Below are 13,784 nucleotides of genomic sequence, written 5' to 3'. Positions count from 1 at the left end.
ATAAGGACGCAATATGCCTTTGAAGAAATCCTGGGTCGCATCAGCCAATTCCGCCGACCACCCCTTCCCGCTGAACAACCTGCCTTATGGCGTGTTCTCGACCGAAACCACCGAGCCCCGCTGCGGCGTTGCCATCGGCGACATGATCTTCGACATGACTGCTGCCGAAGCTGATGGATTAATCGCGCTTTCGGATGAGCCGCTGTTCGATCTGCCCTTCTGGAATCCGCTGATGGAAGAAGGCCCTGCCGTATGGGCTGCATTGCGCGACCGCCTATCTACGCTATTGGCTGAAGATTCGGACGAACAGCACAAGATTGAAGGTCTGCTGATCCCGCAGGACGAGGCCGAGATGCACATGCCCTTTGCCGTCAGCGAGTACACCGATTTCTACGCGGGCCGCCACCATGCCCAGAACGTGGGCACCATGTTCCGCGGCCCGGAAAACGCGTTGCCGCCGAACTGGCTGCACATCCCCATCGGCTATAACGGCCGCGCGTCGTCTGTTGTCGTTTCAGGCACGGATATCCGTCGCCCCTGGGGTCAGTTGAAATCGCCCGATCAGGACCTGCCTGCTTTCCTGCCCAGCCGTCGATTTGATATCGAACTAGAGATGGGTGCAATCGTGGGCACACCGTCTGACGGTCCAATTTCAGTGCAGGAAGCCGATGACAACATCTTTGGCTATGTCCTGCTAAACGACTGGTCCGCACGCGATATTCAGGCCTGGGAATACCAGCCGCTGGGGCCATTTCAGGCCAAGGCGACCGCGACCTCGATCAGCCCCTGGATCGTGACCAAAGCGGCGCTGGAACCGTTCCGCTGCGATACGCCCGACCGTGAGTTTGCCCTGCTGGACCACCTGAAGGATTGCGGCCCGATGCTCTATGACATCGATTTGGCCGTGACGATGGCGCCCGAGAATAAAGACGCCACGACCATCGCACGGACCAATTATCGCGAGATGTACTACTCGGCGGCGCAGCAGTTGGCGCATCACTCGACGTCTGGGTGTCCGATGAACACGGGCGACCTGTTGGGGTCCGGCACCATTTCGGGACCGAACAAGCCAGAGCGCGGATCACTTCTGGAACTCAGCTGGGGCGGGAAAGAGCCGCTGACGCTGGACACAGGCGAGACCCGCACCTTCATCGAGAACGGCGACACGCTGACCCTGACCGGCGCAGCCAAGGGCGACGGCTATTCCATCGGGTTCGGCGATTGCACCGGCACTGTGCTGCCCGCACTCGAAAATCCATTCGCCAGAGATTGATGCAGGTCCAGTCCGCATATTCAGAGCGCGCTCTGCCAGTCCTTAACGGCCTCGATGGGATAAAGCAGCATCAGCACGTTCAGCGTCAGACCATCGCGGATCAGCGTGGTGGTCAGGATCTCGAATCCCAGCGCAATGGTGACCGTCATCCAGATCGGCAGGCGACGCGCCAACCAGAACCCCAGCATCATCGCGCCAATATCGGCGATCGAGTTGACGACACTGTCGCCGTAGTAATCCAGCGAGATCGTGACCGCGCGGTAATGTTCGATCACGGCATTGGTGTTCTCGGAAATCTCCCACGCGACTTCTATCAAGGTGGCGATGAACAACCGCCAGCCAACGGCAAGGCGGCGCGCCACCAGCCACAGAAGACCGTAAAACAGAAAGCCATGAATGATGTGGCTGGGCGTGTACCAATCGGTCAGATGCTGCGAGCTTTCGGAACTGAAGGTTTCACCATGCCACAGCTTGACATAACCGCATTTGCAAATCGGTTCGCGGCCCATCCACAGCAGGATGATGGCGCAGGCAATGACAACACAAGCGGTTGCCCAATAAGGCAAAAATCGACGTTCAAACATATGGCGACAACATCATCAAAGCCAGTCGCTGTCCAGAAGGGAAATCACTGATATGGCCAAGGCATTTGCGTCCCAGGGGGACATGTCGGAAAAGAAAATCTCGTTCACCGAGGTGGGCGAAGGGCTCTATGCCTTCACCGCCGAAGGCGACCCGAACTCGGGCGTGATCATCGGCGATGACAGCGTGATGATTGTCGAGGCGCAGGCGACCCCGCGTCTGGCCAACAAGGTGATCGAATGCGTGCGGTCGGTGACTGACAAGCCGATCACCCATGTGGCGCTGACCCATTACCACGCAGTACGCGTGCTGGGCGCGAGCGCCTTTGGTGCGCAACAGATCCTGATGTCGGATATGGCGCGCGCCATGGTGGTTGAACGCGGTCAGGAAGACTGGGACAGCGAATTCCAACGCTTCCCGCGTCTCTTTGAAGGACACGAAAGCATCCCCGGCCTCACATGGCCCACCACCACCTTCAGCGACACAATGACGGTTTATCTGGGCAACCGCCGGATCGACCTGATGCATCTGGGCCGTGCGCATACCGCTGGCGATATCGTCATCCACGTGCCCGATCAGAATGTCATGTTCACCGGTGACATCGTCGAATACCATTCGGCCTGCTACTGCGGCGATGGGCATTTCAGCGACTGGGGAGATACGCTGGACGAAATCAAGTGGTTCGACGTAGACGCTATCGCGCCGGGGCGCGGCGACGCTCTGATCGGTAAAGACATGGTCAACGCGGCCATCGAAAACACTCGCGGTTTCGTGGAAAGCACCTACCGCCCGGCAGCAAAGGTCGCGGCGCGTGGCGGTTCGCTGAAAGAAGCCTGGGACGCCGTGCGCGCAGAATGCGACCCAAAATTCGCTGACTATGCGATCTACGAACACTGCCTGCCCTTCAATGTTGCCCGCGCCTATGACGAGGCCCGCGGCATCGACACGCCCCGGATCTGGACCGCCCAGCGCGATCTGGAGATGTGGGAGGCCCTGCAGGGCTAAGAATTCCGGGCCGGATTTGATCCAGATCGTGGCGGCCCGGATTTGACAGTGAAACGCTAAGACCAACCCTCCGGCGCTATCCCGCCGGAGAACAGATGAGTTGTGCCCGCTGCACCAGAACTGGGAGAGAGACCGTGAACAAGATTTTCGAAGTTCCACTTTATGCCTACGAGGCCAGCCCGGATCAATCCGCGCCAGCGCCCGTGCGTCACAAGGTCATCGTTGTTGGGGCCGGTCCGGTGGGTCTGGCCGCCGCCATCGATCTGGCCCAGCAAGGGGTTGAGGTGCTGGTGCTGGACGACAACGACAAGGTCAGCTTTGGCAGCCGCGCCATCTGTTTTGCCAAGCGCCCGCTGGAAATCCTCGACCGACTGGGTTGCGGGCAGCCGATGGTGGACAAGGGCGTTCTTTGGAACAAGGGCAAAGTGTTCTTCGACGCACGTCAGGTTTACGAGTTCGACCTGCAGCCCGACAGCGGCGATCAGCGCCCGGCCTTCATCAACCTGCAGCAATACTATTTCGAGCAGTTTCTGGTCGACCGAGTCCGCGAATTGCAAGCGCAGGGCGCACCGATCGAAATCCGGGGCCGCAACAAAGTCGAAGCGGTGGGCACCCATCCCGATCACGTTAAGCTTGAGGTCGAAACGCCCGAGGGTTCGTACACCATCGAGGCCGATTGGGTCATCGCCTGCGACGGCGCGGGCTCACCCATGCGCGCCATGATGGGTAAGGATTTTGTGGGCCGCGTGTTCGAAGACAACTTCCTGATCGCTGATGTGATCATGGAGGCCGATTTCCCTTCGGAACGCTGGTTCTGGTTCGATCCGCCCTTCAACAAAGGCCAATCTGCGTTGCTGCATAAACAACCCGATGGCGTCTGGCGCATCGATCTGCAGCTGGGATGGGATATCGACAAGGAACGCGAAAAGCGCCCGGAAAACGTGATCCCGCGCCTCAAGGCCATGCTGGGCGAGGAGGTAAATTTCGAGCTGGAATGGGTCAGCATCTACACCTTCCAGTGCCGCCGGATGGAGCAATTCCGCCATGGCCGCGTGATCTTTGCCGGTGACAGTGCCCATCAGGTCAGCCCGTTTGGCGCACGGGGCGCAAACTCGGGCGTGCAGGATACCGACAACCTGTGCTGGAAACTGAAACTGGTGATCGATGGCAGCGCACCTGAATCTTTGCTGGACAGCTACGATCAGGAACGCATTCACGGTGCGGACGAAAACATCCTGAACTCGACCCGCTCGACCGATTTCATCACCCCGAAATCGCAGATGTCCCGCATCCTGCGCGACGCGGTGCTGGACTTGAGCGAGCACTATGACTTCGCCCGCCCGATGGTGAATTCTGGCCGCCTGAGCGTACCTTGCGTCTATGACGGCTCGTCGCTGAATTCGGCGGATGCGTTGAACGGGCCGACGCAGACGCGTCCCGGAGCGTCCTGTCCCGATGCGCCTTTGGGTGATGGCTTTCTACTGCCTAAACTGGCTGGACAGTTCACGCTGCTGACCATCGACGCCGATGCACAAGATGAGATCGAGGTCGATGGCATCATCGTCAAACGCCTGGCACTCTCGGTCAAAGACGACCCGACCCTGACGCTGAAGCGCCGCTATCTGGGCGATGCCAGCGGAGCGGTCTATCTGATCCGTCCCGATCAGCACGTGGCCGCCCGCCGCGACACCTACGAAGAAAATGCATTCCGGCACGCGGTGCGCCGCGCCACAGGCAAGGAGTAAGCGACATGGCTGATCTGATCCTCTCATCCAATCTGACCCAGGCAGACGATTTCTATGCCGATCTGGTGGCCGCCCATGAAGGGCTTGAGAAAGCCGAAAGCGATGCGTTCAACGCGCGCCTTGTGCTGGTTCTGGCAAACCACATCGGCGACAACGCGGTGCTGAAGCAGGCGTTGGACGCCGCAGCCCTGAAACAGGAGTAAGCCCATGAAAATCGAACAGATTCACCACGTCGCCTATCGCTGCAAGGACGCGAAAGAGACCGTTGAATGGTATGGCAAGATGCTGAACATGGATTTCATTCTGGCGATTGCCGAAGACCATGTGCCCTCCACCCATGAACCTGATCCCTACATGCACCTGTTTCTGGATGCCGGAAATGGCAATGTGCTGGCGTTTTTTGAGCTGCCTACCAAGCCGGAAATGGGGCGCGATCCCAACACGCCGATTTGGGTGCAGCACATCGCATTCAAGGTGAAGGACCGTGATGAGCTGATCGCATTCAAGGACCATCTCGAAGCCAACGGCGTCGAGGTTCTGGGTGTCACGGATCATTCGATCTTTCATTCGATCTATTTCTTCGATCCGAACGGTCACCGGGTGGAACTGGCTTGCCCCGACCCCGAGGAAGAGGCCATGCTGGCCCGGCTGGATTCGGTCAAATGGGATATGCTCGAAGAATGGTCGCGCACCAAACGAGCCCCTCAGCATGCCGACTGGCTGCATGCCAAGGAACTAAGCAAAGGCTAACCATCGTATGTCCGAAGTGGTTCTGTTTGATTACTGGCGTTCGTCCGCCAGTTACCGGGTGCGGATTGCACTGAATCTGGCTGGGATCACCTACCGCCCGGTCGTCGTGGATCTGGTGAACGGGGCGCATCGCGCCCCGGATCATTTGGACCGCAACCCGCAAGGTCTGGTCCCGGTGCTGGATATCGATGGGGTTCGATTGACCCAATCGCTGGCGATCATCGATTATCTGGATGAGACCCGCGAACTGGGTCTGCTGCCAACCGATCCGGCCAAGCGAGCCGCGGCGCGGGCATTGGCGCACAGTATCGCGGTGGATATCCATCCGGTCTGCAATCTGTCGGTTGCCAAACATGCCACCGCGCTCACCCAAGGTGCAGGCGACATGCCCGGCGACTGGATGCGTCACTTCATCCGGCCGGGTCTGCTCGCGTTTGAATCGCTGCTGGGCGGCTTTGATCAATCCCCGTTCTGCACCGGTGAAACGCCGGGTCTGGCCGATATCTGCCTGATCCCACAGCTTTATAATGCGCGCCGGTGGGAAGTTGATCTATCCGATATGCCACGCCTGACAGCAGTCGAGGCCGTCTGCGCCGAGCATTCGGCCTTTGCCGCAGCCCATCCTGACCTGCACGCTCCGCTCTGAACCGGCGCACAGAGTCTGTGTGGCGGTGCGGGTGCACAAATCCTCGCGCCGTCCTTAGGTTTCTATGCAACGACAGATGGAGAACCCCATGCCCAAGATCACCGGCTACCACGCCCATGTCTATTTCGACGCCGACACTCAGGACACGGCACGGCAGGTCTGTGAAGAGGCCGCGCGCCTGTTTCCCGCTGTCCAGATGGGCCACATGCATGCGCGTAATGTTGGCCCGCATCCGCGATGGAGTTGCCAGCTGGGCTTTCCCGCCGAAGCCTTTGATCAGGTCTTTCCCTGGCTGATCCTGAACCGGCAAGGGCTGACCATCTTTACGCATCCAGAAACCGGCGATCACTTGGCTGATCACCGGGATCGCGCTATCTGGATGGGCGAGATGCTGCCGCTTGATTTGTCGATCTTCGATTAACCCAATTCACGCGCTCGGTCGCGCAGGATGAACTTCTGAATCTTCCCCGTCGACGTCTTGGGCAACGCCCCAAACACAACCGTCTTGGGTGCTTTGAAATGGGCCATATGATCCCGGCAGAAAGCGATGATCTCCGCCTCATTCGCCTCTGCCTGCGGTTTCAACTCAACAAATGCACACGGCGTTTCACCCCATTTCTCATCCGGGCGGGCCACCACCGCCGCCTCCATCACAGCCGGGTGTTTATACAGCGTATCTTCGACCTCGACCGACGAGATGTTCTCACCGCCCGAGATGATGATGTCCTTGGACCTATCCTTCAGCGCGATATAGCCATCCGGATGCATCACCCCCAGATCGCCCGAGGCAAACCACCCGCCCTTGAAGGCCTTGTCTGTCGCCTCAGCGTTCTTGAGATAGCCCTTCATGACAATGTTGCCCTGCATGAAAATCTCACCCATGGTTTCGCCATCCGAAGGCACGGGTTCCATCGTCTCGGGGTCAGCCACCATCAACCCGGACAGGGCGACGTATTTCACCCCCTGACGCACCTTCAGCGCGGCGCGATCTTCCGCGCCTTTCTCGTTCCATTCGTCCTTCCATGCACAGACAACGGACGGACCATAGGTCTCGGTCAGGCCATAGACATGGGTAACCTCAACACCCATCCCTTCCATCGCTTCGATCACCTTGGCCGGCGGTGGAGCGCCAGCGGTCATCGCCTTGATCTGCTGCGTGAAATCCTTGAGATGATCGGGCGCGTTGGCCAGCATATTCAACACGATCGGTGCGCCACAGAAATGGGTCACACCCTCTTCTCGGAAGGCGCGATAGATCGGTTCGTCCCGCACGGCGCGCAGGCAGACGGAGGTGCCCGCATTGGCCGCCATCGTCCACGGGAAGCACCAGCCATTGCAGTGAAACATCGGCAGCGTCCACAGATAGACCGAATGCTGCGGCATCCCCCATGTCAGGATATTCGACGTTGCGTTCAGCGCCGCGCCGCGGTGGTGATAGACCACACCCTTGGGGTTGCCGGTGGTGCCCGAGGTATAGTTCAGCGTGATCGCATCCCATTCATCTGCGGGCAAAGACCAGTCGAACTCTGGATCACCCTCGGCCAACAGAGCCTCATAGGTCAGATCTCCCAATCGCTCGCCACCGTCAAAACTGGCGTCTTCGATGTCGATCACCAGAATGTTGTGATCCACCTGCGCTAACGCTTGTTTCACGACGCCTGAAAACTCGGGATCGACCAGCAGAACCTTGGCTTCGGCATGGTTCAGAATGAAGGCGATGATCGGCGCATCTAGCCTCGTGTTGATCGCGTTCAGCACCGCCCCTGCCATGGGCACGCCAAAATGCGCCTCATACAGCTCGGGGATATTGGCCGCGATGATCGAGACTGTATCGCCCACGCCTACGCCACGCGTAGTCAGCGCGCTGGCCAGACGTCGGCTCCGCGCATAGGTTTCTGCCCAGCTATACCGGCGCTCGCCATACACAACGGATGGGTAATCCGGATACACTGCCGCCGTCCGCTCAAGATAGCTCAGCGGAGACAACGGCGTGAAATTCGCCGGGGTTTTATCCAGATGTTGCTGGTAGATAGGTGTGGCTGTCATCCGGCGATCCTCCCAAACTCGTCAGATTGTCGTATTGAGCACAAAGTTTACGTCATAACAAACCCGTATTAATACGAGTTTGAGCTACACTGGAGATATCCTATGGGCTAATCTGGCCCTACTTCACGCGCACCATTCGCGTTGATCTGCAGTATCACGTCACTTTGCGCCCGCCGGGACCTACTGATTCCCCGCGCGCCCCACTTTTGAAAGGACATGTCATGGACGGCACGTTCAACGAAAACGATCTTTCCCGCGTCGTCGAAGCCGACCGCGCCCACCTCTGGCATCACCTGATCCAGCACAAGCCGTTTGAGACCAACGATCCCCGTATCATTGTCGAAGGCAAAGGCATGCGCGTGTGGGACCAAAAGGGCAAAGAGCACCTGGATGCCGTGTCAGGCGGTGTCTGGACCGTGAACGTGGGCTATGGTCGCGAATCTATCTGTAAGGCGGTTTATGACCAGCTGATGAAGCTGTGCTACTTCGCCAACACCGCAGGCTCGATCCCCGGTTCCAATTTCGCGGAAATGCTGATCGACAAGATGCCGGGCATGAGCCGCGTGTACTACACCAATTCAGGTTCTGAGGCGAACGAGAAGGCGTTCAAGATGATCCGCCAGATCGCGCACAAGAAATATGGCGGCAAGAAAACCAAGATCCTGTATCGCGACCGCGACTATCACGGCTCCACCCTGGCGACCATGTCGGCAGGTGGTCAGGACGAGCGCACCGCACAATACGGTCCCTTTGCACCCGATTTCGTGCGCGTGCCTCACTGCATGGAATACCGCAAGCACGAGCTGGACGGCGCACCGGAAGAGAACTTTGGCGAATGGGCTGCAGATCAGATCGAAGAGGTCATCCTGCGCGAAGGCCCTGACACTGTTGGTGCCCTGTGCCTTGAGCCCGTGACCGCAGGCGGTGGCGTCATCGAAGCGCCTGAAGGCTATTGGCCCCGCGTGCAGGAGATCTGCAAGAAATACGACATCCTGCTGCACATTGACGAGGTTGTCTGCGGCGTAGGTCGGACCGGCACCTGGTTCGGCTATCAGCAATACGGCATCAAGCCGGACTTCGTGACCATGGCCAAGGGCGTTGCCTCGGGTTATGCCGCGATCGCCTGCATGGTCACCACCGAGGAAGTCTTTGACATGTTCAAAGACGACGCGGCAGACCCGATGAACTATTTCCGTGATATCTCGACCTTTGGCGGCTGCACTGCCGGTCCGGCGGCAGCGGTTGAAAACATGCGCATCATTCAGGATGAAAACCTGCTGCAGAACTGCGTGGACATGGGTGATCGCATGATGGGCAACCTGCAGGCGCTGATGGAAAAGCACAAAGTCATCGGCGACGTGCGCGGCAAGGGCCTGTTCCTTGGCGCCGAGCTGGTAACCGATCGGACCACCAAGGATCCGATGGACGAAAAGCGCGTTCAGGCCGTTGTCGCAGATTGTATGGCGCAGGGCGTCATCATCGGTGCCACCAACCGCTCGATCCCCAGCCGCAACAACACGCTGTGCTTCTCGCCAGCGCTGATTGCAACAGCGGACGATATCGACCAGATCACCGACGCCGTCGACGGCGCGCTGGGACGTGTGTTCGGCTGATCCGACCACTGTAGTATTGCTAAAACAGATGAAACCCGCCAGCTTTTGGCGGGTTTCTTTTTATGTGGACACCATCCAAGCGTATTAGCTGATGCCAAGGATACTCAGTTTACATTCAAATTGCAGGAACGATCCCGAAGATGACATTGGTTTTCTTTCCGCCTAGCTTGCAGCCCATGCACTAGTTGGAGGGATTACTATGTCGACGCCAGAAAGCAGGCTTGAAGAATTGGGCTTGAAATTACCTGCGCCTACCAAGTTACCGGATGGCCTGCACATACCCTTCGAATTTGTTAATGTCAGAGGTGACCGAGCCTTTTTCTCTGGTCACCCAAAAAACGCAATGGATGGTAGTCTGGCCGGGCCCTTTGGAGTTGTCGGAGCCGAAATTACTACGGATCAAGCGTATGCTGAGGCCCGCGAAGTGGCACTAACGGTACTGGCTAACCTGAAAGCAGAAATAGGCGAGCTATCAAGAATTGTTGGATGGGTCCGCGTCTTTGGTATGGTGACATCTGCGCCCGGATACTCGGATCAACATGTTGTGGTAAATGGCTTTAGCGATTTGATAATTGAGGTGTTCGGCCCAGACATCGGTCGCCATGCGCGTTCTGCTATCGGTGTGTCTGGACTACCGCTCGGTTTCGCAATGGAAATTGAGGGCGAAGTCATGATCTCTGCCTGACAGGCCTGCGACGGCTTAGTCCGCCCTGCAGTCATTGATCATGTGTCAAAGTAAACATACCCGCCACCGAACACACGCGCCCGGATGACAGCGGCACGTCGGACGCTCGGCTTCACCGTACCAGCTACCGGCGGGGGCGCGGAGAGCTTAGATTACTCACCAAAATTCGGATAGATAAACCCGTTCACCGGGTACGAACTGCCGTACCTGCCCGGCCGGCTTTCAACCCGGACAAGCGTCCAATCATTGTTTTTGGACACATCCCTCACGCCCATCTGCAATGACACCTTATTCCGGAGCCAGTTTGCGTGGTTCACAATGACTTCCCGCTCGGTGACAATATCGGACACGACAGCCACATGTCCCAGGGGCATCCCTCTGGTGGCCCGAAACGACATCACCGCACCGACCTCCGGTTCATTACCCCGGTCAAACCCATTGCGGGCCTTGCCCCACCAATCCTTGGCGTTGCCACGAATTTCGATGCCGCTGAGGTTGCGTGCGTAGGGCACGCACCACACCCTTTGTCCCAGCGCATGTTTTCTTGAGACCTCTTGCAACGCCATGGCCTGACGTTCGGGATCCAAGTCCACCTCATTCGGATTCTTGGCACAGGCCGAGATCAGACTGAAAAGTCCCAAAACAACGGCAATTCGCGCGACGCCGGGCAGGCGCGACCAGATCGTATCGGTATTGCGTGCGTTGTACTGCAAGAAGGTTCTTTGCCGGTTTGAGTGGTGAAGCAGTTTTAATAATATCTTTAGGAAAAAGAAAAGAGCCCAACTGTTCCCCGGCAGAATATTGCCAGTTCCTGCGCCGCATTCCGGCCGTTGGCCGAGCGTGCGGTCACTTATGCAACAGGTTTCCTCCCTGTGCCGTCCCTGGGATTCATGGCAGGCGAAGAGACCGGCACAATGTCATCGGACACATGAACGCCAACCCGTCCCGCAGGTCGACGATCAAGCATCCGCTGGACAGTCGGGTTAGGCAGAATTACTTTGACCGCAACCCAATCCAACAGGAGGTTTGTATCGGATGTCCAAGACACTCTCGATCGCGGCAACTTCAATTCTGTTTTTGTCAACAGCGGCCTATGCGCAAGAACAATGCGCTGCTGGCAAAACGCTGACAGACGGCAAATTCACCATCGCAACGGGCAACCCGGCCTACTATCCGTGGGTGATCGACGACGCGCCAGAAAGCGGCGAAGGGTTCGAGGCAGCCGTTGCTTATGCCGTGGCTGAAGAAATGGGGTTCGCAGCTGATGATGTCGTTTGGGTCCGCTCGTCCTTCGACGAGGCGATCCAGCCCGGCGCCAAGGAATTTGACGTCAACATGCAGCAATATTCGATCACGCCTGAACGGGATCAGGTGGTCGATTTCTCTACCCCTTACTACACCGCCCCGATGGCAGTTCTGGTCAGCCCCAATTCGACCGACACTGCCCCGACGCTTGAAGCGCTGAAAGGCCTGCAATGGGGGGCCGTCGGCTCGACCACGGCGGTGCCGAAACTGGCCAGCATCATCCAACCCGACAGCGACCCGTTGCTGTATGGCGACAATGCTGACGTTAACGCCGCCATGTCGGCCAACCAGATTGATGCGGCCCTGTTCGATCTGCCCACCGCCCTGTTCCTCAGCGCGGTGATGATCGAAGGCTCAAAGGTCATCGGTCAGTTCCCGGCGGATGAAAATGATAATCCGGATCATTTCGGCATGTTGATGGAAGAAGGCAACCCGCTGAAAGCCTGCGTGGACGAGGCGCTGGCGGCACTGGCAGCTAACGGCAAACTGGCCGAGATCGAGGCCGTATGGCTGCAGGACACCACTGGTGTCCCTCTGATCAAGTAACATGGCAGATCATAAGGCGGCGGGGATGACCCGCCGCGAACGGTACGAGGCGCACCAACGACGCAGGTCGTTGGTGATCGCCACGATTAGCACGGTCACTGTTGTGGCCGCGATCTACTTTCTGGTTCCGCTGGCTCCGGGCTGGTCGAAGGTTCAGCAGAGCTTTTTTAACGGCGAGACGCTTGTCAAAACCTTCCCGAAACTGCTTGAGGCGTTTCGGATCAACGTGATGATCTTTTTGTGGTCCGCACCGGCGATCGCCGTGCTTGGCCTGTTGATTGCCTTGGCGCGGGATGCCAAATCGCCCGCCCTGTTTCCGCTGCGCATCTTTGGCGCGGCGTTCACCGACATTTTCCGCGGCGTGCCTGTGATCCTGACGGTCTATCTGATCGGCTTCGGTATTCCGGGGCTGGGCCTGCCGCGCCCGTGGAATTCACCTTATATCTGGGGTTCGCTGGCGCTGATCCTGACCTATTCGGCCTATGTGGCTGAAATCTTCCGCTCGGGCATCGACAGCGTCCACCACAGCCAGCGCGCCGCCGCATTATCGCTGGGTTTGTCGGAACGGCAGGTGATGCGCGACGTGGTGTTGCCGCAGGCGATCCGCAACGTGGTGCCCTCACAGATGAACATGCTGATTGCGCTGCAAAAGGATGTCTCTCTGCTCAGCTTCATCGGCCCGGTCGAAATCTTCCGTCAGGCCGGAGTGTTCAAGTCGCTGCTGGCGAATTTCACTCCCTATGTGGGCGCGGCGATCATCTTCCTGATCGTCACCATCCCCGCCACACGCTACGCCGATCACCTGATGGCCCGCCAAATGCGAGAGAGGCGCTGATGCCCAAACTGGAACTTCAGGGCGTGGTGAAACGCTTTGGCGACCGCACGGTCTGTGACGGGATTAATCTCACCGTTGATGAGGGCCAAATGGTTTGCTTGATCGGCGCATCCGGGTCGGGCAAGTCGACTCTGCTGCGTTGTATCAACCTGCTGGAACCCATCGAAGACGGCGCGATCTTTCTGGATGGCGAGGATATCTCAATCCCCGGTCTGAACCCGCAATCGGTGCGTGCCCGGATCGGGATCGTGTTCCAGAGCTTCAACCTGTTTCCGCATATGACCGCGCTTGAGAATGTCATGCTCGCGCCCCGCCGGGTGCGTGGGCTGACGCGCGCTGAATTGCAGCCCGAGGTCGAAGCGCTGTTTGCCCGGTTCGGACTGGCCGACCGGATGCACAACTATCCCGACCAATTGTCGGGCGGGCAGCAGCAGCGCGTCGCCATCGTACGCGCCTTGGCCATGCAGCCCGAGGTCATGCTGTTTGATGAAATCACCTCGGCCCTCGATCCCCAACTTGTGGGCGAGGTGCTGGATGTTCTGCTGATGCTCAAGAAACAGGGCATGACGATGATGATGGCCACGCATGAAATGGGCTTTGCCCGCGAGGCCGCCGACAAGATCTGCTTCCTAGACAGCGGTCGGATCATCGAAGAAGGCCCGCCCGACGCGGTGTTTGACCACCCTTCGCACCAGACCACACAAGCCTTTTTGGCGCGGGCGTTGAAGTAAGCGCCTGGGCTCTGAATCCCTG

At 58.4% G+C, this 13,784-nt stretch carries 15 protein-coding genes; 12 read left to right on the top strand and 3 right to left on the bottom strand.

Translation table 11 applies throughout. The features are described from left to right. The first annotated feature begins 13 nt into the window (after positions 1–13). On the top strand, positions 14–1,273 hold the full coding sequence (gene fahA, locus ACR0AU_RS14280) for a fumarylacetoacetase (RefSeq protein ID WP_170513345.1): 1,260 nt from the start codon (positions 14–16) through the stop codon (positions 1,271–1,273). 20 nt (positions 1,274–1,293) lie between these two features. Here the strand turns inward: fahA and ACR0AU_RS14275 are convergent, their stop codons facing one another. Continuing rightward, on the bottom strand, positions 1,294–1,857 hold the full coding sequence (locus ACR0AU_RS14275) for a DUF2585 domain-containing protein (protein WP_170402422.1): 564 nt from the start codon (positions 1,855–1,857) through the stop codon (positions 1,294–1,296). A 52-nt stretch (positions 1,858–1,909) separates the two neighbouring features. On the opposite strand from ACR0AU_RS14275, the gene ACR0AU_RS14270 reads away from it, so the two are divergent. The 6 genes from ACR0AU_RS14270 (at position 1,910) to ACR0AU_RS14245 (ending at position 6,422) form a co-directional block, all read left to right on the top strand. Continuing rightward, positions 1,910–2,860, top strand: a complete 951-nt coding sequence (locus ACR0AU_RS14270) for an MBL fold metallo-hydrolase (RefSeq protein WP_480592556.1) — start codon at positions 1,910–1,912, stop codon at positions 2,858–2,860. Between the two features lie 134 nt (positions 2,861–2,994). Further along, on the top strand, positions 2,995–4,605 hold the full coding sequence (locus ACR0AU_RS14265) for an FAD-dependent oxidoreductase (protein ID WP_480795827.1): 1,611 nt from the start codon (positions 2,995–2,997) through the stop codon (positions 4,603–4,605). A 5-nt stretch (positions 4,606–4,610) separates the two neighbouring features. Continuing rightward, positions 4,611–4,808, top strand: a complete 198-nt coding sequence (locus ACR0AU_RS14260; RefSeq protein WP_170392682.1) for a DUF2783 domain-containing protein — start codon at positions 4,611–4,613, stop codon at positions 4,806–4,808. A gap of 4 nt (positions 4,809–4,812) precedes the next feature. Then, a complete protein-coding gene (locus ACR0AU_RS14255) occupies positions 4,813–5,355 on the top strand; it encodes a VOC family protein (RefSeq protein WP_170392683.1) in 543 nt (180 codons plus the stop codon). Between the two features lie 7 nt (positions 5,356–5,362). Then, entirely contained in the window at positions 5,363–6,001 is a 639-nt protein-coding gene (gene maiA, locus ACR0AU_RS14250; RefSeq protein ID WP_170402426.1) for a maleylacetoacetate isomerase, read from the top strand. Between the two features lie 88 nt (positions 6,002–6,089). Beyond that, the gene (locus tag ACR0AU_RS14245; protein ID WP_170402428.1) at positions 6,090–6,422 is read left to right on the top strand and encodes a DOPA 4,5-dioxygenase family protein; all 333 of its coding nucleotides are present in this window, start codon (positions 6,090–6,092) and stop codon (positions 6,420–6,422) included. On the opposite strand, the gene ACR0AU_RS14240 is transcribed toward ACR0AU_RS14245, so the two are convergent. Next, complete coding sequence (locus tag ACR0AU_RS14240; RefSeq protein ID WP_170392686.1) at positions 6,419–8,047, bottom strand: acyl-CoA synthetase; 1,629 nt, start codon at positions 8,045–8,047, stop codon at positions 6,419–6,421. The two genes, ACR0AU_RS14245 and ACR0AU_RS14240, sit on opposite strands and share 4 nt — an antisense overlap. Positions 8,048–8,268: 221 nt before the next feature. Here ACR0AU_RS14240 and ACR0AU_RS14235 point away from each other — a divergent pair, with 221 nt between their 5' ends. Both ACR0AU_RS14235 and ACR0AU_RS14230 read left to right on the top strand, forming a co-directional pair. Continuing rightward, a complete protein-coding gene (locus ACR0AU_RS14235) occupies positions 8,269–9,660 on the top strand; it encodes an aminotransferase class III-fold pyridoxal phosphate-dependent enzyme (protein WP_170392687.1) in 1,392 nt (463 codons plus the stop codon). A gap of 199 nt (positions 9,661–9,859) precedes the next feature. Beyond that, positions 9,860–10,345, top strand: a complete 486-nt coding sequence (locus ACR0AU_RS14230) for a RidA family protein (protein ID WP_170392688.1) — start codon at positions 9,860–9,862, stop codon at positions 10,343–10,345. Between the two features lie 152 nt (positions 10,346–10,497). Here the strand turns inward: ACR0AU_RS14230 and ACR0AU_RS14225 are convergent, their stop codons facing one another. Continuing rightward, complete coding sequence (locus tag ACR0AU_RS14225; protein ID WP_170733716.1) at positions 10,498–11,058, bottom strand: CHAP domain-containing protein; 561 nt, start codon at positions 11,056–11,058, stop codon at positions 10,498–10,500. Positions 11,059–11,380: 322 nt separating this feature from the next. Here ACR0AU_RS14225 and ACR0AU_RS14220 point away from each other — a divergent pair, with 322 nt between their 5' ends. The 3 genes from ACR0AU_RS14220 to ACR0AU_RS14210 are packed head-to-tail and all read left to right on the top strand — an operon-like array spanning position 11,381 to position 13,762. Further along, positions 11,381–12,196, top strand: a complete 816-nt coding sequence (locus ACR0AU_RS14220) for an ABC transporter substrate-binding protein (protein WP_170402438.1) — start codon at positions 11,381–11,383, stop codon at positions 12,194–12,196. A gap of 1 nt (position 12,197) precedes the next feature. Next, positions 12,198–13,031 (top strand): amino acid ABC transporter permease, encoded by an 834-nt coding sequence (locus ACR0AU_RS14215; protein ID WP_010437538.1) that lies wholly within the window; start codon positions 12,198–12,200, stop codon positions 13,029–13,031. Next, positions 13,031–13,762 carry an amino acid ABC transporter ATP-binding protein gene (locus tag ACR0AU_RS14210; protein WP_170818898.1) on the top strand — a complete coding sequence of 244 codons (732 nt, stop codon included), beginning with the start codon at positions 13,031–13,033 and terminating at the stop codon, positions 13,760–13,762. Before ACR0AU_RS14215 ends, ACR0AU_RS14210 begins: the two co-directional genes overlap by 1 nt. Positions 13,763–13,784 lie beyond the last annotated feature (22 nt).

It is taken from the genome of Ruegeria sp. CG1, from assembly GCF_056537265.1.
The sequence above is the reverse complement of the archived record's forward strand: the minus strand, read 5'-3'. Positions and strand labels throughout refer to the sequence as shown.